Source organism: Amycolatopsis sp. NPDC003861 (genome assembly GCF_053605405.1).
The window spans coordinates 1-18,051 of sequence record NZ_JBSGJD010000207.1 but is presented as its reverse complement, the minus strand read 5'-3'; the positions used below and the strand labels follow the sequence as shown (position 1 = coordinate 18,051).

Here is an 18,051-nt window from a genome sequence, read left to right as displayed (position 1 = left end):
CGGCCCCCCCGCGCGGGGGCTTTCTCGGCCCCCGTTTGCTGTCGCCTCATTTTTTTTTTTTTTTTCGGGGGGGTTCTAACCCGCCTTACCACTCACGACGGGTCAGCGGGCCGAGGCGGTGGCTGCGGTCTGGGGGACCAGCTTGTGGTAGGCGCGCAGCGTGTCGGCGGCGACGCGGTCCCAGGAATACCGGGCGACCGCGCGGTCGTGGCCCGCGGTGCCGTAGGCGTGGCAGAGGGCCGGGTCGTCGATCAGCCGGCGGACCCTTGACGCGAGTTCCTTCGGCTGGTGCGGGCGGACCAGCAGCCCCGTGACGCCGTCGACGACCGTGTCGGTCAAGCCGCCGACCGCGGCCGCGACCACCGGGACACCGCAGGCCATCGCCTCCAGGGGCACGATCCCGAACGGCTCGTACCACGGCGTGCACACCACCGCGTCGGCCGAGCGCAGCAGCGCCGGCATGTCCTCCCGGGACACCTGGCCGGGCCAGCGGACGCGGTCGCCGACGCCGAGCTTCTCGGCCAGCTCCCGCAGCCGCCCCGCCTCGGGGTCCTGGGACAGCCGGCCGCGCTCCGGGCCGCCCGCGATGACGAGCTCGGTGTCCGGGAGCTGGGCCAGCGCCGTGATCGCGATGTCGAACCCCTTGCGCGGGACCAGCCGGCCGACGGCGACCAGCCGGTGCGGCAGCCGGCGGCGGGCGATCGGCCCGTCGGGGGAGAACCGGCCGAGGTCGACGCCACAGGGGACGATCGAGATCCGCGACCGCGGCACGCCGAGGCGGGAGAGCTCGAAGACCTCGTCGGAGCAGGTGGCGATCACGCGCCCGGCCTGGCGGCCGATGATCCGCTCCAGCCGGATGCGGTCGGCCGGGCTGGTGTCCTGATCGCCCTGGTAGCGCTTCTTGACCACGCCGAGGGCGTGGAACGTCTGGGTCACCGGCGTCCCGGTCGCGCTCGCCGCCAGCGACGTCGCGAGGCCGGACATCCAGAAGTGCGCGTGCGCCACGTCCGGGCGTTCGAGTGCCCACTGGTCGCGCAGGAAGCTGCCGAACTCGCCCATGTAGGGCAGGAGGTGGTCCTTCGGCTCCTTGCGCGGCGGCCCGGCCGGCACGTGCACGACGCGGTAGCCGTGCGGCGTCCGGACCTCCGGCGGCTCGTCGCGGCTCTCCCGTCGCGTGTAGACGGTGACCTCGTGCCCGGCGCGCACCAGCGCGGCCGACAGCTCGGCGACGTGCACGTTCTGGCCACCGGCGTCGGCTTCGCCCAGTGCGGCGAGGGGGTTGGCGTGCTCGGACACCATCGCGATCTTCATCGGTGAGGCGTTCCCTTCGAGGTTCAACGGGCCGTCTCGGCGAGGAGGTGGTCCCAAGCGGTCAGGAAGGCGGCCAGCCCGTAGTGCTTCAGGGCGTGTTCGCGGGCGTTCTTGCCGGCGAGCGCGGCGAAGTCGGGTTCGTTCAGGAGCTCACGGAAACCCCGGGCCAGCACGGAGACGTCGGTGGAGAGCACGCCCGCGTCGGCCGGCACCGCCTCGGCCGCCTCGGTGGCGGCGAAGACGACGACCGGCATCGCCAGGTGCATGGCCTCCAAAAGGGACAGTCCCAGCGACGTCCACCGGGCGGTGTGCAGGTAGACGCGGCGGCGGGCGATCTCGTCGTGCAGCTTCGGCGCCGGGACGTCGCCCAGCCCGCGCAGCGGCGCGCCGAGCTCTTCGGTTCCCATACCGAAAACGTCGACCGGGGCCGCCTCGGCGAGCGTGCCGAGCAGGTCGGCACCGGTGACGCGCTCCCGGCGCACCGGCTCGTTGATCATCGACACGCCGGCGGCGAGCTCGCCGGTGTAGCGCGGGCCCGGGTCGGGGATGCCGTGCGGCACGACGGTCACCGGCGCGCGGCCGCAGTCCCACATGGCCGCGTTGAAGTGGGTCACGTGCGCGACGGTGACGTCGGACCGCCCGGCCAGCGGATGTTCACTCGAAGCGGCGTACGGCCGGGGCGCGTTGTGTTCCACGTAGACGGCCGGAACACCCAGGCGGGCGGCGAATTCGAGCTCCTCCGGCCGCTGCAGCACGACGACGTCGGGCTCGGCTTCGGTCAGCCGGTCGAGCGGAACCTCGGTCACCGACGGCCAGTCCCGCCCCGCCTTGCCGAGGCCCCACGGCGCACCGTCGGGCGACACCGGCAGGAAGTAGTCGTGGCGGCCGCGGACGAAAGCGTCCGTCCACGAGCCGTGCACGTGCCAGAGCAGTACTCTCAGGCGCCGGGATCCGGGATCGGTCATGACTCCTGGTTTCCCGGAGAACGGCTGTTAAACGTACGGCCGGACGGGGTACCCGGCCCTCGACCGGCGTGCGCGACGAAGGGACTTCCATCCATGCGGTTCACCCCACGGGGCACCCGGTTCTTCGACCTGCTCGCCGACGCCGCGAAGAACCTGGTCGCCGCGACCGCACTGCTGAGAGACCTCGTCGCCGCCGAGCCGGCCGAACGGGACGCGATCGCGAAGCGCCTGCACGAGGTCGAGCACCAGGGCGACGAGCTGACGCACACGATCATGGTGGAGCTCAACAGCTCGTTCGTGACGCCGTTCGACCGCGAGGACATCCAGGCCCTGGCCGCCAAGATCGACGACGTGCTGGACTTCATGGACACCGCGGCGGACCTGGCCGTGCTGTACCGCATCGGCACCTTCCCGCCGGGGATCGACGTCCTGGTCCGGGTGCTCTGCCGGGCCGCCGAGCTGACCGCGTCCTCGATGCCCGGCCTGGCCAAGGTCGGCGAGCTCGAGCCGTTCTGGATCGAGATCAACGAGCTGGAGAACGAGGCCGACCGCGTCTACCGGCGGATCCTGGCCCACCTGTTCGAGCCGGGCGGGGACGCCCTCGAGGTGCTGAAGACCAAGGAGGTCGTCGAGCAGTTCGAGCTGGCCGCCGACGCCTTCGAGCACCTCGCCGACGTGGTGCAGACCATCGCGGTCAAGGAGTCCTGAGTGACGGGCACCGCCGCCCTGGTCACGGTGATCGTCCTGACGCTCGTCTTCGACTACACCAACGGCTTCCACGACGCGGCCAACGCCATCGCCAGCGCGGTGTCGACGCGGGCGCTCACCCTGCGCGCCGCCCTCGTGCTGGCGGCGGTGATGAACCTGGCGGGCGCGCTGCTGTCCACCGGCATCGCCGCGACGGTGGCCAAGGGGATCATCGACGTCCCGATGGGGCCGGACGCGCTCACCGTGGTCTTCGCCGCGCTGGCCGGGGCCATCACCTGGAACCTGATCACCTGGTACTTCGGCCTCCCGTCGTCGTCCTCGCACTCGCTGATCGGCGGCATGGTCGGCGCGGCACTGGCCGCCGCGAGCACCGTGCACTGGGCGGGGATCGCCGAGAAGGTGCTGATCCCGATGGTGGCCTCGCCGCTGCTCGGGCTCGGCCTGGGTTACCTCGCGATGGTCGGCGCGCTGTGGCTGCTGCGGCGGGCGAACCCGCACCGCAGCGGCCGGGTGTTCCGCCGGTTCCAGATCGTCTCCGCGTCGGCGCTCGCGCTCGGCCACGGCCTGCAGGACGCCCAGAAGGGCATGGGTGTGATCGTCCTGGCGCTGGTGGCGGCGGGGCAGCAGACGTCGTTCTCGGTGCCGTTGTGGGTGACCCTGGTGTGTGCCGCGGCCTTGTCGCTGGGCACCTATTCGGGTGGCCTGCGGATCATGCGGACGCTCGGCAGGCGGGTGTTCCCGCTCGACCCGCCGCACGGGTTCGTCGCGGAATCCGTGGCGTCGTCGGTGTTGTACGTGACGGCGTTCGCGGTCAAGGCACCGATCTCGACGACCCACGTCATCACGGCGGCGATCATGGGGGTGGGTGCGACCAAGCGGCTTTCGGCGGTCCGCTGGGGCATCGCCCGCGACATCGTCATGGGCTGGGTGCTGACCTTCCCGGCCGCCGCCGCGGTGGCCGCGGCCGTCTACCTGGTGGCCGACCTGCTCACCTGAGTTTGCCCGCCGCCCTCCGCGGGAAGCCGGGGCGAAAGACCCGCCCGCGGAAAGGGAGAGCCATGAAGGCAGTGACCTGGCACGGCAAACGCGACGTCCGCGTCGACGAGGTGCCGGACCCGAAGATCGAGGAGGCCACGGACGCGGTCGTGCGGATCACCTCGACCGGGATCTGCGGCTCCGACCTGCACCTGTACGAGGTGCTGGGCGCGTTCATGACCGAAGGCGACATCCTCGGCCACGAGCCGATGGGGGTGGTCGAAGAGGTCGGGCCGGAGGTCACGAACCTCAAGCCGGGGGACCGGGTGGTCGTCCCGTTCAACATCTCCTGCGGCCACTGCTGGATGTGCGAGCGCGGCCTGCAGTCGCAGTGCGAGACGACGCAGGTCCGCGAGCAGGGCAAGGGCGCGGCGCTGCTCGGCTATACCAAGCTCTACGGCCAGGTCCCCGGCGGCCAGGCCGAATACCTGCGCGTCCCGCAGGCGCACTACGGGCCGATCAAGGTCCCGGATGGCCCGCCGGACGAGCGGTTCGTCTACCTCTCCGACGTCGTCCCGACCGCCTGGCAGGCCGTCGAGTACGCGAACGTCCCCGAAGGCGGCACCGTCGTCGTCTTCGGCCTCGGCCCGATCGGGCAGATGAGCTGCCGGATCGCCCGGCACCGCGGGGCCGGCCAGGTGATCGGCGTCGACCTGGTGCCCGAGCGCCTCGCCCGCGCCCGCGAACACGGCGCCACCGCGCTGGACACGCGTGACCACAAGGAAATCGGCGACTCCATCCGCCAGCTGACCAACGGGCGCGGCGCGGACTCGGTGATCGACGCGGTCGGCATGGAGGCGCACGGCGCCCCGGTCGGCAAGCTCGCGCACACCCTGGTCGGGCTGCTGCCGCAGCCGCTCGGCGAAAAGATCACCGAGAAGGCCGGGATCGACCGGCTGAGCGTGCTCTACGCCGCCATCGACAGCGTCCGCCGCGGCGGCACGATCTCGCTGTCCGGCGTCTACGGCGGGATGGTCGACCCGATGCCGATGATGGAGCTGTTCGACAAGCAGATCCAGCTGCGGATGGGCCAGGCCAACGTCCGGCACTGGCTCGACGACGTCATGCCGGTGCTCACCGGCGACGGCGACCCGCTCGGCGTCGAAGGCTTCGCCACGCACAAGCTGCCGCTGGACGACGCGCCGCGGGCGTACGAGATCTTCCAAAAGAAGCTCGACGGCGCCCAGAAGATCCTGCTGCAGCCGTAACCCCTGGGGAGGGAACTGACTCTTGCGAGCCGTCACCTCGCTGCCGTACGAAATCACCGAGGAAGACCACGTCGGCATCCCGATGTCCGACGGGACCGTGTTGTCCGCCCGCATCTGGCGGCCGGTCTCGTCGGACGCCGAGCCGGTGCCGGCGATCCTCGAATACATCCCCTACCGCAAGCGGGACCTCACCGCGCCGCGCGACTCGATCCACCACCCCTACCTCGCCGGTCACGGGTACGCCTGCGTGCGCGTGGACATCCGCGGCACCGGCGAGTCCGAGGGCGTCCTGGCCGACGAGTACCTCGAACGCGAGCAGCTGGACGCCGAGGAAGTCCTCGAATGGATCGCCGGGCAGCCCTGGTGCACCGGCGACACCGGGATGATGGGGATCTCCTGGGGTGCGTTCGCCGCGTTGCAGGTGGCGGCCCGGAAACCGCCGAGCCTGCGCGCGATCGTCATCTCGTCGTTCACCGACGACCGCTTCGCCGACGACATGCACTACATGGGCGGCTGCCTGCTCTCGGACAACGTCGCCGAGTCCGGCACGATGTTCGCCTACGCCACGCTGCCGCCCGACCCGGCGGTCGTCGGCGAGCGGTGGCGCGAAATGTGGCTGGAACGCCTCGACAACTGCAGCCTGTGGATCGAGAACTGGCTCGGCCATCAGCGCCGCGACGACTACTGGCGGCACGCGTCGGTGTCGGAGAACTACACCGACGTCCAGGTGCCGGTGCTGGCTTCCAGCGGCTGGGCCGACGGCTACTCCAACGCCGTCATCCGGCTGCTGGCCCACCTCGACGTCCCCCGCCGCGGCCTGATCGGGCCGTGGTCGCACAAGTACCCGCACCTCGGCGAGCCGGGCCCGGCGATCGGCTACCTCCAGGAGGTCGTGCAGTGGTGGGACCACTGGCTGCGCGGCGAGGAGAACGGCGCCATGGACGGGCCGATGCTGCGCACCTGGATGCAGGAGAGCGTGCCGCCGTCGACGTCCTACGAGGACCGTCCCGGCCGCTGGGTCGGCGAGGCCACCTGGCCGTCCCCGCACGTCGAGCCGCAGGAACTGCCGCTGGCCCGGCACCGCCTCGCGCGGCCGGGCGAGGACGTGGCCGACGAGGCGCTGACCGTGTCTTCGCCGCTTTCGGTCGGGCAGTTCTCCGGGAAGTGGGCGTCCTACAGCGCCCCGCCGGACCTGCCCTACGACCAGCGCGAGGAGGACGGCGGGTCGCTCGTGTTCGACACCGACGTGCTCACCGAGCGCTGCGAAATCCTCGGCTCCCCGAAGGTGCGGCTGGAAGTCTCGGCCGACCAGCCGGTGGCGATGATCGCGGCGCGGATCTCGGACGTCGCCCCGGACGGGCGGGCCACCCGCGTCACCTACGGGCTGCTCAACCTGACCCACCGCGACGGCCACGACGAGCCGGCGCCGATGGCACCGGGGCAGCGGTGCCCGGTGGAGATCGAGCTGAACGCCGTGGCGCAGGCTTTTCCGGCCGGGCACCGGATCCGGCTTTCGCTGTCCACGTCGTACTGGCCGCTGGCCTGGCCGCCGCCGACACCGGTGCTGCTGAGTGTCCACACCGGACACAGCGCGCTGGAGCTGCCGGTGCGCCCGGTCGCCGAGCCGGACGAGCTGCCGGCGCGGCCGTTCGGCGAACCCGAAGGCGCGCCGCCGATGTCCGTGACGGCGGTGACCCCGGGGGAGCAGCGCTGGACCGTCTCGCGGGACCTCGTCGACTACCGGTCGGCGCTGGACATCGTGAAGGACGCGGGAACGGTCCGCTTCGACGACCTCGACCTGGAGGTCACCCGGGACGTCCGCGAGCGCTACAGCTGGGTGGCCGACGATTTCTGCTCGCCGGTGGCGGAAACCGCGTGGGACGTCACCTTCGCGCGCGGCGACTGGGTGGCGCGCAGCGAGACCCGCACCCGGGTGTCGTGCACCGACACCGAGTTCGTCATCGACGCGCAGCTCGACGGTTACGACGGGGCCCGCCGGGTCGTTTCGCGGAACTGGCACCGGCGGATCCCGCGGGATCTGGTCTGAGTTTCGGCGCGGCCACACCGGGTAAGCCTTTCGGGTGCGTATCGTGATCACCGGGGCGACCGGGAACGTCGGAACGGCACTGCTGGACGCGCTGGAGCCCGGCCACGACGTGGTCGGGCTCGCGCGGCGGCTGCCGGAGACGACGGCCGAGCCGTACCGCCGGGCGGGCTGGCGGGCCGTCGACGTCGGCCTCCCCGGCGCCGAAGAGGAGCTGGCCGAGGTGTTCGCGGGGGCAGCCGCCGTCGTGCACCTGGCGTGGGCGATCTCACCGGTGCGCGGGGACCCGCCGATGTGGCGCACCAACGACCACGGCACCCGGAACGTGCTCGCCGCCACGGCGGCCGCCGGGGTGCCGCACCTGGTCGTGGCCTCGTCCGTGGCCGCCTACGGGCCCGCGCCGCGCTGGGAGAAGGTGGCCGAGGACTTCCCGTGCGACGGCATCGCGGGCAGCGCCTACAGCCGCGGGAAGGCCGCGCTGGAAGCCCTGCTGGACCGGTTCGAAGAGAAGTACCCGCAGGTGAAGGTGGCGCGGCTCCGGCCGTGCGCGATCCTGCACCGGGAAGCGGCGGGGGAGTTCGCGCGGTGGCTGCTCGGCCCGGCGGTGCCCGCCCACCTCGTCGGCGGGCGGCGGCTGCCGGTTCCGCTGTGGACGGACCTGCGGGCGCAGATCGTGCACACCACCGACGTCGCCGAAGCGATCCGGCTCATCCTCGGCCAGGGGTTCGCGGGTGCGGTCAACCTGGCCGCGCCGGAGGTGCTCGACGCCGACGCGCTGGCCGGTGTCCTCGGGGGAGCGCGCCTCCCGGTGCCGAAGCCGGTGGTGCGGCTCGCGACCCGTGCGGCCTGGCTGGGCGGGGTGCTGCCGGTGCACCCCGGCTGGCTCGAACTGGCCGACCGGGCGGCGCTCGCGGACACGACGCTGGCGGAGACCGCGCTGGGCTGGCAACCTCGGTATGACGCCGCGGCCGCGCTCGCCGACCTGGTCACCGGGCTCCGGTCGGGTGCGGGAGCGGCGAGCCCGCCCCTGGCCCCGCCGCGCCGCGACGGGGTCCTGGCCCGGCTCCGCTCGCTCACCCGGGTCGGACCGAGCCACCAGTCGCAAGCCTGACCAGCCGGGAGGCCGGAGTGAGTACGGAAGCCGTCGACGCGGTGGTGATCGGCGCCGGACACAACGGCCTGGTGGCGGCGAACCTGCTGGCCGACGCGGGCTGGTCGGTGCTGGTCCTGGAGGCGACCGAGCACGCCGGCGGCGCCGTCCGCACCGCCGAAGTCACCGAGCCGGGCTTCCGCAACGACCTGTTCAGCGCGTTCTACCCGATGAGCGCGGTGTCCCCGGCCATCCGGGGCCTGCGGCTGGAGGAGCACGGCCTGCGCTGGCGGCACGCGCCCGAAGTCCTGGCGCACGTGCTGCCCGACGACCGGTGCGTCCTGCTGTCCCGCGACCTCGACCGCACGGCGGCGTCGGTCGAGGAGTTCGGCGACGGCGACGGCGACGCGTGGCGGCGGATGTTCCGGCAGTGGCGGGAGATCCGCGAGCCGCTGCTGGAGACGCTGTTCACGTCGTTCCCGCCGGTCCGCCCGGCGCTGAAGCTGCTGCGCCGCACGGGAACCGGCGACGCGCTGCGGCTGGCGCGGATGCTGACGCTGCCGGTGCGCCGGTTCGGCGACGAGCTGTTCACCGGCGAGGGCGCGAAACTGCTGCTGGCCGGGAACGCCGCGCACAGCGACCTTTCGGTGGACAACGCCGGCAGCGCGGTGTTCGGCTGGCTGATGGCGATGATCGGCCAGGACGAGGGCTTCCCGGTGCCGGTGGGCGGCGCGGGGGAGCTGGCCGCGGCGCTGGTCCGCCGCCTCGAGTCCCGGGGCGGGCGTGTCCACTGTGGACGTCCGGTGGACGAGGTGCTGGTCGCGGACGGGCGGGCGCTGGGGGTCCGCGACGCCGCCGGAGATCCGGTGCGGGCCCGCAAGGCGGTGCTCGCCGACATCCCGGCGCCGCTGCTCTACGGTTCGCTGCTCGACCCGGCCTGGCTGCCGTCCCGGTTCCTCGAGGACCTCCGGCGGTTCCAGTGGGACAGCGCGACGGTCAAGGTGGACTGGGCGCTGTCCGGCCCGATCCCGTGGACGGCCGAGGCGGCGCGCGGCGCGGGCACGATCCACCTGGGCACGGACCTGGACGGCCTGTCGGCGTTCGGCGGCGAGCTCGTCCGCGGCCGGACCCCGCGCCGCCCGTTCCTGCTGCTGGGCCAGATGACGACGAGCGACCCGTCGCGCTCCCCGGCGGGGACCGAGTCGGCGTGGGCGTACACGCACGTCCCGCGCGGCACGATGGAGAGCCGCGCGGCCCTCGACCGCCGGGCCCGGCGGATCGAGGAGACGGTCGAGGCCAACGCGCCCGGGTTCACGGGCCTGATCAAGGCCCGGTACGTCCAGGGCCCGGCCGAGCTGGCCGAGCACGACCCGGGCCTGGTCGGCGGCGCGGTCAACGGCGGCACGTCGGCGATCCACCAGCAGCTGTTCTTCCGCCCGCTGCCGGGAACGGGCCGCCCGGACACCCCGGTGGACCGCCTGTACCTGGCGGGCGCCTCGGCCCACCCGGGCGGAGCGGTCCACGGCGGCCCGGGAGCCAACGCGGCCCGCGCGGCCCTGGCCCGTGCGGGCCGCCTCGGCGGCGGCTACGCGGCGGTCATCCGGGCCGCCCACCGAGCCATCTACGGCTGACCCCCGCTTCGGTCACCAGCGCGGTGGCCCCGCCGTGTCGACCCTCCAATCACGCGTGTGGCCCCTCAATCACGCGTGTGGCCCCTCAGTCACGCGTGTGGCCCCTTGAGACACCTGGGCCGATCCCGTAGGTACGCGAGCCGACCGTCCCGGAACGCGGGCCGACCGCGCGAGACCGTCCGGCTAGGGGTTGGGGTGGCCGTGCTGGGCGCGGGCGTGTTTGCCCGTCGCGAGGTCGGCGAGCCGGGCGAGGGACTCCGTGTTGCGGGGCTTGGCGATCAGCGCCTGCACCGCCTCGGGCAGCACCTTGCCGGGGCCGCGGACGATGTGCTCGGTCATCCGGACGAGCGTCTGCCCGTCGCCGTGGGGGACCAGCGTCAAGCCGACCGCCGCCGCACCCAGGGGCCAGCCGTGGGCCTCCAGCGACAGTGACAGGCCCGGCTCGACCGCGCGGACCACCGTCACGTCCTGGATGTGCACCGGCCACGGGCCCACGCTGTGGTGGATGCGGGAGCCGACCGCGGGCCATTCGTCGTCGACGTCGCGGATGTGGGAGCTGCCCACCACCCAGCCGGCGTACATCCAGCCGTCGGCGAGCACGGCGAACACGGCGTCGGGTGGTACGTCGATCACGCGGCTGACCTCGGGCACGGCTTCCTCCTGGTTCGAGTGACGAACCAGGCATACCCACTCCCGGACGGGGGTATGCCCGCCCCGACGAAGCAGGAGGTGGCGACGGTGGCCAGACACGGGAAAGAACCCGAAGGACCCGGGGACCTGTCGAAGCGGTCGTGGGGTGGGGCGCTGAAACGGACGTTCAAGCAGTTCAACCGCGACAACCTCACCGACTGGGCGGCGGCGCTCACCTACTACGGCGTCCTGTCGCTGTTCCCGGGCATCATCGTGCTCACCGCCATCCTCGGCCTGCTCGGCCCGGACAAGATCCAGACGGTGATCGACAACATCAACCAGGTCGTGCCGGGCCAGGGCAAGGACATCCTCGTCGGCGCGATCCGGGAGCTGACCGGCTCGCGCAGCCTGGCCGGCCCGCTGGCGATCATCGGCCTGCTGGGCGCGCTGTGGTCGGCGTCGGGCTACATCGGCGCGTTCATGCGGGCGTCGAACGCGATCTACGGCATGCCGGAGGGACGGCCGGTGTGGAAGACGATCCCGCTGCGGATCGCGTTGACGGTCGGGATCGTGGTGCTGCTGGCGGCGTGCGCGCTGGGCGTGGTGGCGACGGGCACGGTCGCCCGCCGGCTCGGCGACCTGATCGGCCTCGGCTCGACGGGCGTGCTGGTGTGGGAGATCGCGAAGTGGCCGGTGATCGCGCTGCTGGTGAGTCTCGCGTTCGCGTTGCTGTACTGGGTGGGGCCGAACGTGCGGTTGCCGGGCTTCAAGTGGCTGACGCCGGGCGGGCTGATGGCGGTGGTGCTGTGGGTACTGGCGTCGGCCGGTTTCGCGCTGTACGTCGCGAATTTCGGTTCCTACAACAAGACCTACGGTTCGCTGGCCGGGGTGATCGTGTTCCTTGTATGGTTGTGGATCTCCAACCTCGCGATCCTGCTGGGGGCCGAGCTGGACGCGGAGCTGGCCCGCGGCCGCACGATCGAGGCGGGCCGCGCGGACGACCAGGAGGAGCCGTTCCTGCCGCCGCGGGACACGAAGGCGATGGACGACGACGAAGCCGCGGCGGTGGCGGAGTCGGAACGGAAGTGAGCGGATGGCCTGCCGGATCACCGAGCTGGTGCTGGACTGCCACGACCCGGACCGCTTGGCCGAGTTCTGGTGCGCGGTCCTCGGCTACGAGGTGATCGGCCACGAGCCGGACGGCCTGGCCCTGGGCCCGCCGGGAGCGGCGTTCGGTGAGGGGCCGGTGACGTTGATCCTCGCCCAGACGGACAACCCCCGCCGCGGCAAGCTCCCGCTGCACCTGGACGTGAGCCCGGCGGGGGTGGACCAGGAGACGGAACTGGCGCGCTTGACGGCATTGGGCGCCCGGCCGGCGGACGTGGGCCAGACGGGCGAGGAGTCGTGGGTGGTCCTGCAGGACCCGGAAGGCAACGAGTTCTGCTTGCTGCGCAAGGATGTGGGCGCGGCCTGAGTCCGGCTGCGCGCTTCCGGGCAGCCTTGAGCGGTCCGGAAGCTCCGGTGGCGGTGGCCCGGGGTGACTTTGAGGTGCGCTGGGACGGCTTGGGTTGCGGTGGACGCGCTTAGGGCCGCTTGGGGGCGCGGAGAGCCGCGTTGGGCGGCGTCGAGGCTGGATTGTGCGGGCGCGCGTGGGTTGCGGCCGCATCCAGCCTTCGGCCCGGCCCCCGCCGGGTGCCTCAGCGGTCCTCAGCCGCGCAGCGGCGCCACTGCACCGCATCTCCCGCTCGATCCGCGTGCCACACCGGCGCCTCCGGTTCCCAGGTCGGCACCAGCCGGCCCGTCACCACCCGGCCTCGGGCCACCCGGCCGAACAACTCCACCCCGTCTCCTCGCCGCGCCGCCGGGATCCACGCCGGGAACCTCGTGCGGGGCAGCTTCCGTTCCACCCACTCGCGCGCCGACCCTTCACTCCCGTGGTCGGACTCGACGATGCTCGCCACCGTTCCCTCGCCGCCCACGGTGAGGGCGATCGAGGCGCGCCAGCGGACTGCCGATGTCGTCATCCCCTCCAGGGTCCCCGACCGGCGCAGCTCCGGGCCAGTACACGTTCGGATGGATCCCACCGTGCCTCCCACTCCACACCGTCACGACGCGTTCAGCAGCCGTGCGCACGCCCTCTCCAGCACCGCTCGCGCCTCGTCGCCGTCCAGGCGCGCCGCCCTCTTCAACGCCGGGGCGATCGTGCGCTCGGCGCGGTACGCCTCCACGAGCCGGGGGTCCACATAGGACGAGCGGCAGACCGCCGGCGTGTTGCCCAGCGCCGTGGAGACCTCCTTCATCACCTTCGCCTCCGCGCGCTTGCGGGCCGTCTCGGACGTCGGGGGGTCCGCGGCCGCGAAGGCCGCCGCGGCCAGGACCGTCGCGTTCCACGTGCGCATGTCCTTGGCCGTGCAGTCCTCGCCCGCGAGCTCCTTGAACCGCTCGTTGATGTCGGCCGCGTGGACCTCGTGCCACGTGCCGCCCTCGCGGTAGACCAGCAGCCGGTCGCTCTCCGACCGGCTGCGCAGCAACGCCTTCACCACCGACGCCAGCTCGGCGTCGCGGATGGCCACTTCGCGATCGAGACCGCCCTTCGCGACGTAGCAGAACCGGCATTCGTCACCCCGGACCGCCGCGTGCGAACGCAGCAGCGTCGCGACGCCGTGGGTGCCGTTCTCCTCCGCGTACTCCTCGCCGCCGGTGCGGAAGATCCCCCGATCGAGCATGCGCAACGCCGCCGCGAGCACTCGCTTGCGGGTCAGGCCGCGCCCGGCGAGGTCGTCCGCCACCGACGAACGCCAAGCGGGCAGCCGGCGGGCCATCTGCAGCACGCGGTCGTGCTTCTCCTCGTCGCGGTCGCGCCGCCACTGCTCGTGGTACAGGTACTGGCGCCGCCCCGCGTCGTCCGTGCCGACCGCCTGGACGTGTCCGTTCGGGTACGGGCAGATCCACACGTTCCGCCAGGCCGGCGGGATGACGAGGTCCTTGATCCGGGTCAGCAGCTCGTCGTCGGTCACCGGTGAACCGTCGGGCATGGCATAGGAGAACCCGCGGCCGCGGCGGATGCGCTTGATGCCCGGGCCGCGCAGGTCACTGCGCCGGAGTCTGGTGCGTCCCACCGCCGCGAAATACCCGCCCGGCGTACCGGGAAACCATGATTGCCGCCCTCGGCGGCGGGTAGCCGACGGGAGAAGCACCGGAAGGAGCACGGATGACCACCGCAACCAAGCCGCTCGCCGTGGTCACCGGCGCGTCGAGCGGGATCGGGCTGGAGCTGGCCAAGCAGTTCGCCCGGCACGACTTCGACCTCGTCCTGGCCGCCGAAGACGCCGAGCTCGCCGCGGCCGCCGACGCGGTCCGCGCGTGCGGGGCGCAGGTCGAGGCGGTCCGCACCGACCTCGCCGCCCCGGACGGCGTCGAGGAACTCGTGCGCCGGCTCGCGGACCGCCCGGTCGAAGCACTGGCCGTCAACGCCGGCGTCGGGATCAACGGCGAGTTCGCCGGGGACACCCTGCTGGAGGACCAGCTGACGGTCGTCGACCTCAACGTCCGCTCGGCCGTGCACCTGACCAAGCGGGTGGTGCCCGGCATGGTCGGCCGCGGCCACGGCCGGGCGCTGTTCACCTCGTCGATCGCCGGCACGTCGCCCGCGCCCTACCAGGCCGTCTACGCCGCCTCGAAGGCGTTCCTGACGTCGTTCTCCGAAGGCCTGCGCGCCGAGGTGAAGGACAAGGGCGTCACCGTCACCGCGATGCTGCCGGGCCCGGTCGACACCGAGTTCTTCGAACGCGCCGACATGGCGGACACCAAGATCGCCACCGGCGACAAGGACAGCCCGGCCGAGATCGCCGAAGCGGGCTACGAAGCGCTGATGGCCGGCAAGGACAAGATCGTCCCCGGCGCGGTGAAGAACAAGCTCCAGGCGGCCGGCTCGCGCCTTCTTCCCGACCAGGCCAAGGCGAAACAGCAGGGCAAGATGATGCAGCCCGGATCGGCGGACGCATGAGCGTCATCGAAGACGTCACCCGCAAGGCGAAGCAGGTCCAGCGCAGCTACGCCGGCGGGGAAGACCGGCCGCTGGGCGGGTACGTCGCCGCGATGGGTGCCTACAGTGGCCTCGTCGGCGGGCTGATGTTGCTCGGCCGCGCCGTCGGGGCCCGGTTGCCGCGGCGGATCGGCGCCGGCGACACGATCCTGCTGGGCGCGGCGACGTTCAAGGCCAGCCGCCTGCTGGCCAAGGACGCCGTCACCAGCCCGCTGCGCGCCCCGTTCACCCGGTACGAAGAACCGGCCGGGGACGACGAGCTGAACGAGTCCGTCCCGGCGAAGGGACACGTCGAGCACGCGGTCGGCGAGCTCGTCTCGTGCCCGTTCTGCCTGAACGTCTGGATCGCCACCGGACTGGCCGGCGGCCTGGTGATGGCCCCGCGCGTGACCCGGCTGGCGGCGGCCATGCTGACGACCGTCGGCCTGGCGGACGCCCTGCACCTGTTGTACGACGCGGGCAAGAAGCTCGCGTCCGGTTAGCCCGGGTTCGCGCCGCGGCTCAGTCCGGGCCGCGGCGCAGCGGGCGGACCGCCGGGCCCTGCACGACTTCGCCGTCGACGCCGAACCGCGAGCCGTGGCACGGGCAGTCCCAGGTCTTCTCCGCGTCGTTGAACGAAACCAGGCAGCCCAGGTGGGTGCAGTGCGCGCCGACGGTGTGCAGCTTCCCGGCGTCGTCGCGGTGGGCCGCGACGAGCTCGCCGCCCACCCGGACGATCTCGGCCTCGCCGGGCTGGAGGTCGTCGAGCTTCTCGGACCGCCACAGCGCGGCGACGTGGTCGCCGACGAGGTACTTCGCGACGGTCAGGTTGTCCTGGGCCACCTCGAGCACCGAGCGCACGTCGAAGCGGTTGGGGTCGAACAGGTCCGCGGCCGGGTGCGGCTCGCCGAGGATTCGCGCCGCCAGCACGTGCCCCGCGGCCGTGCCGCCGGTCATGCCCCACTGGCCGAACCCGGTGGCCACCCACAGGTTCTTCGTCCCCGGCAGATAGCGGCCGACGTAGGGCAGCAGGTCGGGCGTGGACATGTCGTGGGCCGACCAGCGGTGGGTGACGCGGTGCAGGCCCGCGTGCCGGTCCGCCCAGTCCGCCAGCCGCCTGTACCGGCGTTCGACGTTGACGTGCGCGCCCACCCGGTAGTGCTCGCCGCCGGCGATCACCATCGGGGTGCCCTGCTCGGTGTAGCCGCGCACGGAGTGGTGCGTGTCGGCGTCGAGGAACATGCCTTCGGGCGCGCTGTTCCCGGCCGCGGGGCCGGCGACGACGAGGTCGCGCACCGGATCGAGCCGGGCGAAGTACAGGCCGCGGTCGAGGACGGGATAGTGGGTCGCGACCACGACTTCGCCCGCCACGACGTCACCGCGCGAGGTCCGGACGGTCCGGCCGTTGAGCGCGGTGGCCCGGGCGTGCTCGACGATCGTGCCGCCCGCCCGCTCGATCTCCGCGGCCAGGCCGAGCAGCCACCGCCGCGGGTGGAAGTGCGCCTGCCCGGTGGTCCGCACGGCGCCCAAGGCGGGCACGTCGAGCGCGACCTCCTCGGTGAAGGACGCCGCCAGCCCCGCCGCGGCGGCCGCGTCGGCCTCCTGCCTGAGGGAGTCGACGGTGCTTTCCCGGGTCGTGTAGACGTAGCTGTCCGCGCGGGTGAAGCCGCAGTCGATGCCGAGGTCGGCCGCGGTGGCCGCCACCCATTCGAGGGCCGCCGACTGGGTGCCGGCGTAGGCCTTCGCCGCACCGGCGCCGTGGCGGGACGTCAGGTCCGCGTACTTGGCCCCGTGCTGGGCGCTGACCTTCGCGGTCGTGTGGCCGGACACCCCGGCCGCGACTCGCTCGGCCTCCAGCACGACGACCGACCGGCCGGCGCGCGCGAGCAGCAGCGCGGTGGTGAGCCCGGCGATGCCCGCGCCGAGCACCGCGACGTCGGCGGATTCCGGCACCGGGACGGCGGTGCGATCCGGGGCGGGAGCGGTTTCGACCCACAGCGAGAGCGGTTCGGGCAGGGCTGTCATGCCTGCGGGTGCCCGCTGAACGCCCGGCCAAACCGGCCATCCGGCCCGTTTCGGCCGCGCGAAACCAGGGGTAGCCCCAGCTCATGAGTACCGACATCTTCGTGATCGGCCTGGACGAGGAGAACCAGCGCGTACTGGATCGCCTGCCGTGGGCCGGAAGCTACCGGTTCCACGGGCTCCTGACCCCCGAAGAGCTGCAACACGGCGAAATCGACTTCGAAGCGCTGCTGAAGACAGCGCAGCACGAACTCGACGCGTTCGACGGCGAAGTCGGCGCGATCGTCAGCTATTGGGACTTCCCCGCCGCGACGCTCGTACCCATCCTCTGCGGCCGCTACGGCCTGCCCAGCGTCTCCCTCGAAGCGGTGCTGAAGTGCGAGCACAAGTACTGGAGCCGGCTGGAGCAGAGAAAGGTGATCGACGAGCTGCCGAACTTCGGCATCGTCGAGCTCGGCGACCAGCGCCCCGCTCCGCCCGAGGGTGTCGGCTACCCGATGTGGCTCAAGCCGGTGAAGTCCTTCTCCTCCGAGCTCGCCTTCAAGGCTGAGAACAACGCGGAATTCGCCGACGCGGTGGCCGAGATCCGGGCCGGCGTCGGCCGGGTGGGGGAGCCGTTCGGCTACGTCCTCGACCAGGCCGACCTGCCGCCGGAGATCGCCCGGGTCGGCGGGGCCGCCTGCCTGGCCGAGGAGGCGCTGCACGGCGTCCAGGCGGCCGTCGAAGGGTACGTCCACCAGGGTGAGGTCACCGTCTACGGCGCCCTCGACTCGATCAACTACCCGGACAGCTCGTCCTTCCTGCGCCACCAGTACCCATCGCAATTGGGGGAGGAGCCGGTCCAGCGGATGCGCGAGGTCGCGGAGCGCGTGATGAAGCAGATCGGCTTCGACAACGGCACGTTCAGCATCGAGTTCTTCTGCGACCCCGACTCCGGCCAGGTGTGCCTGCTGGAGATCAACCCGCGGCACTCGCAGTCGCACGCCGAGCTGTTCGAGTTCGTCGACGGCGTCGCCAACCACGAGATCATGGTCCGCCTCGGCCTGGGCCAGGACCCCGGCCGCCGGCCCCGCAAGGGCACCTACCAGATCGCCGGCAAGTGGTACCTGCGCCGGTTCGAGGACGGCGTCGTGACGCGCGTGCCGACGCCCGCGGAGATCGCTACGGTGCAGAACCGCATCGACGGCACCCAGATCGAAATCGTGCCGGAGGTGGGGCAGCGGCTTTCGGACCTGCCCGAGCAGGACAGCTACAGCTTCGAGCTGGCCCACCTGTTCGTCGCGGGGCACACCGAGCACGAGATGGTGCAGAAGTTCCAGGCGTGCGTGGACGCCCTGCCGTTCGCATTCGAGTGAGCACGAAAACGGGGTCGCGTTCGGACAG

17 protein-coding genes are annotated in these 18,051 nt (G+C 72.4%); 11 read left to right on the top strand and 6 right to left on the bottom strand.

Annotation, left to right across the window (positions count from 1 at the left end):
• Positions 1-102: 102 nt before the first annotated feature.
• Positions 103-1,311 (bottom strand): glycosyltransferase family 4 protein, encoded by a 1,209-nt coding sequence (locus ACWEVN_RS36215; protein ID WP_452054277.1) that lies wholly within the window; start codon positions 1,309-1,311, stop codon positions 103-105.
• 23 nt (positions 1,312-1,334) lie between these two features.
• The gene (locus ACWEVN_RS36210; RefSeq protein WP_452054276.1) at positions 1,335-2,276 is read right to left on the bottom strand and encodes a glycosyltransferase; all 942 of its coding nucleotides are present in this window, start codon (positions 2,274-2,276) and stop codon (positions 1,335-1,337) included.
• Positions 2,277-2,369: 93 nt separating this feature from the next.
• Between ACWEVN_RS36210 and ACWEVN_RS36205 the strand changes: the two genes are divergently transcribed.
• The 6 genes from ACWEVN_RS36205 to ACWEVN_RS36180 all read left to right on the top strand — a co-directional run bounded on the left by ACWEVN_RS36205 (position 2,370) and on the right by ACWEVN_RS36180 (position 9,992).
• Positions 2,370-2,984 (top strand): DUF47 domain-containing protein, encoded by a 615-nt coding sequence (locus ACWEVN_RS36205; RefSeq protein ID WP_452054275.1) that lies wholly within the window; start codon positions 2,370-2,372, stop codon positions 2,982-2,984.
• Entirely contained in the window at positions 2,985-3,980 is a 996-nt protein-coding gene (locus ACWEVN_RS36200) for an anion permease (RefSeq protein WP_449686012.1), read from the top strand.
• 62 nt (positions 3,981-4,042) lie between these two features.
• Positions 4,043-5,227: a zinc-dependent alcohol dehydrogenase gene (locus tag ACWEVN_RS36195; protein ID WP_452054274.1), complete on the top strand. Its 1,185-nt coding sequence runs from the start codon at positions 4,043-4,045 to the stop codon at positions 5,225-5,227.
• Between the two features lie 22 nt (positions 5,228-5,249).
• Positions 5,250-7,274 (top strand): CocE/NonD family hydrolase, encoded by a 2,025-nt coding sequence (locus tag ACWEVN_RS36190; RefSeq protein ID WP_452054273.1) that lies wholly within the window; start codon positions 5,250-5,252, stop codon positions 7,272-7,274.
• A gap of 34 nt (positions 7,275-7,308) precedes the next feature.
• Positions 7,309-8,382 carry an NAD-dependent epimerase/dehydratase family protein gene (locus tag ACWEVN_RS36185; protein ID WP_452054272.1) on the top strand — a complete coding sequence of 358 codons (1,074 nt, stop codon included), beginning with the start codon at positions 7,309-7,311 and terminating at the stop codon, positions 8,380-8,382.
• 17 nt (positions 8,383-8,399) lie between these two features.
• Positions 8,400-9,992, top strand: coding sequence for a phytoene desaturase family protein (locus ACWEVN_RS36180; RefSeq protein WP_449686016.1), 1,593 nt, complete (start codon positions 8,400-8,402; stop codon positions 9,990-9,992).
• Between the two features lie 183 nt (positions 9,993-10,175).
• Here the strand turns inward: ACWEVN_RS36180 and ACWEVN_RS36175 are convergent, their stop codons facing one another.
• Positions 10,176-10,643 carry an SRPBCC family protein gene (locus tag ACWEVN_RS36175; RefSeq protein WP_449686017.1) on the bottom strand — a complete coding sequence of 156 codons (468 nt, stop codon included), beginning with the start codon at positions 10,641-10,643 and terminating at the stop codon, positions 10,176-10,178.
• Between the two features lie 54 nt (positions 10,644-10,697).
• Between ACWEVN_RS36175 and ACWEVN_RS36170 the strand changes: the two genes are divergently transcribed.
• Together ACWEVN_RS36170 and ACWEVN_RS36165 are read left to right on the top strand one after the other, a co-directional pair.
• A complete protein-coding gene (locus ACWEVN_RS36170) occupies positions 10,698-11,711 on the top strand; it encodes a YihY/virulence factor BrkB family protein (RefSeq protein WP_452054271.1) in 1,014 nt (337 codons plus the stop codon).
• A gap of 4 nt (positions 11,712-11,715) precedes the next feature.
• Positions 11,716-12,096, top strand: coding sequence for a VOC family protein (locus ACWEVN_RS36165; protein WP_449678397.1), 381 nt, complete (start codon positions 11,716-11,718; stop codon positions 12,094-12,096).
• 223 nt (positions 12,097-12,319) lie between these two features.
• Here the strand turns inward: ACWEVN_RS36165 and ACWEVN_RS36160 are convergent, their stop codons facing one another.
• Positions 12,320-12,646, bottom strand: a complete 327-nt coding sequence (locus ACWEVN_RS36160) for a hypothetical protein (protein ID WP_449686020.1) — start codon at positions 12,644-12,646, stop codon at positions 12,320-12,322.
• 81 nt (positions 12,647-12,727) lie between these two features.
• Positions 12,728-13,741, bottom strand: a complete 1,014-nt coding sequence (locus ACWEVN_RS36155) for a DNA topoisomerase IB (protein WP_449686021.1) — start codon at positions 13,739-13,741, stop codon at positions 12,728-12,730.
• Positions 13,742-13,833: 92 nt separating this feature from the next.
• Between ACWEVN_RS36155 and ACWEVN_RS36150 the strand changes: the two genes are divergently transcribed.
• A complete protein-coding gene (locus tag ACWEVN_RS36150) occupies positions 13,834-14,628 on the top strand; it encodes an SDR family NAD(P)-dependent oxidoreductase (protein WP_452054270.1) in 795 nt (264 codons plus the stop codon).
• Positions 14,625-15,149: a DUF1360 domain-containing protein gene (locus ACWEVN_RS36145; protein WP_452054269.1), complete on the top strand. Its 525-nt coding sequence runs from the start codon at positions 14,625-14,627 to the stop codon at positions 15,147-15,149. The genes ACWEVN_RS36150 and ACWEVN_RS36145 overlap by 4 nt, the downstream gene beginning before the upstream one ends.
• Positions 15,150-15,168: 19 nt before the next feature.
• Here the strand turns inward: ACWEVN_RS36145 and ACWEVN_RS36140 are convergent, their stop codons facing one another.
• Positions 15,169-16,671, bottom strand: coding sequence for an FAD-dependent oxidoreductase (locus ACWEVN_RS36140; RefSeq protein ID WP_452054268.1), 1,503 nt, complete (start codon positions 16,669-16,671; stop codon positions 15,169-15,171).
• An 83-nt stretch (positions 16,672-16,754) separates the two neighbouring features.
• Here ACWEVN_RS36140 and ACWEVN_RS36135 point away from each other — a divergent pair, with 83 nt between their 5' ends.
• Positions 16,755-18,023 (top strand): ATP-grasp domain-containing protein, encoded by a 1,269-nt coding sequence (locus ACWEVN_RS36135; protein WP_452054267.1) that lies wholly within the window; start codon positions 16,755-16,757, stop codon positions 18,021-18,023.
• Positions 18,024-18,051: the final 28 nt, after the last annotated feature.

Bases quoted from the DNA above. Each gene is read 5' to 3' on its own strand.
- ACWEVN_RS36215 (WP_452054277.1), bottom strand. From the start codon at position 1,311: ATGAAGATCGCGATGGTGTCCGAGCACGCCAACCCCCTCGCCGCACTG.
- ACWEVN_RS36210 (WP_452054276.1), bottom strand. From the start codon at position 2,276: ATGACCGATCCCGGATCCCGGCGCCTGAGAGTACTGCTCTGGCACGTG.
- ACWEVN_RS36205 (WP_452054275.1), top strand. From the start codon at position 2,370: ATGCGGTTCACCCCACGGGGCACCCGGTTCTTCGACCTGCTCGCCGAC.
- ACWEVN_RS36195 (WP_452054274.1), top strand. From the start codon at position 4,043: ATGAAGGCAGTGACCTGGCACGGCAAACGCGACGTCCGCGTCGACGAG.
- ACWEVN_RS36170 (WP_452054271.1), top strand. From the start codon at position 10,698: ATGCCCGCCCCGACGAAGCAGGAGGTGGCGACGGTGGCCAGACACGGG.
- ACWEVN_RS36165 (WP_449678397.1), top strand. From the start codon at position 11,716: ATGGCCTGCCGGATCACCGAGCTGGTGCTGGACTGCCACGACCCGGAC.
- ACWEVN_RS36160 (WP_449686020.1), bottom strand. From the start codon at position 12,646: ATGACGACATCGGCAGTCCGCTGGCGCGCCTCGATCGCCCTCACCGTG.
- ACWEVN_RS36150 (WP_452054270.1), top strand. From the start codon at position 13,834: ATGACCACCGCAACCAAGCCGCTCGCCGTGGTCACCGGCGCGTCGAGC.
- ACWEVN_RS36145 (WP_452054269.1), top strand. From the start codon at position 14,625: ATGAGCGTCATCGAAGACGTCACCCGCAAGGCGAAGCAGGTCCAGCGC.
- ACWEVN_RS36140 (WP_452054268.1), bottom strand. From the start codon at position 16,671: ATGACAGCCCTGCCCGAACCGCTCTCGCTGTGGGTCGAAACCGCTCCC.
- ACWEVN_RS36135 (WP_452054267.1), top strand. From the start codon at position 16,755: ATGAGTACCGACATCTTCGTGATCGGCCTGGACGAGGAGAACCAGCGC.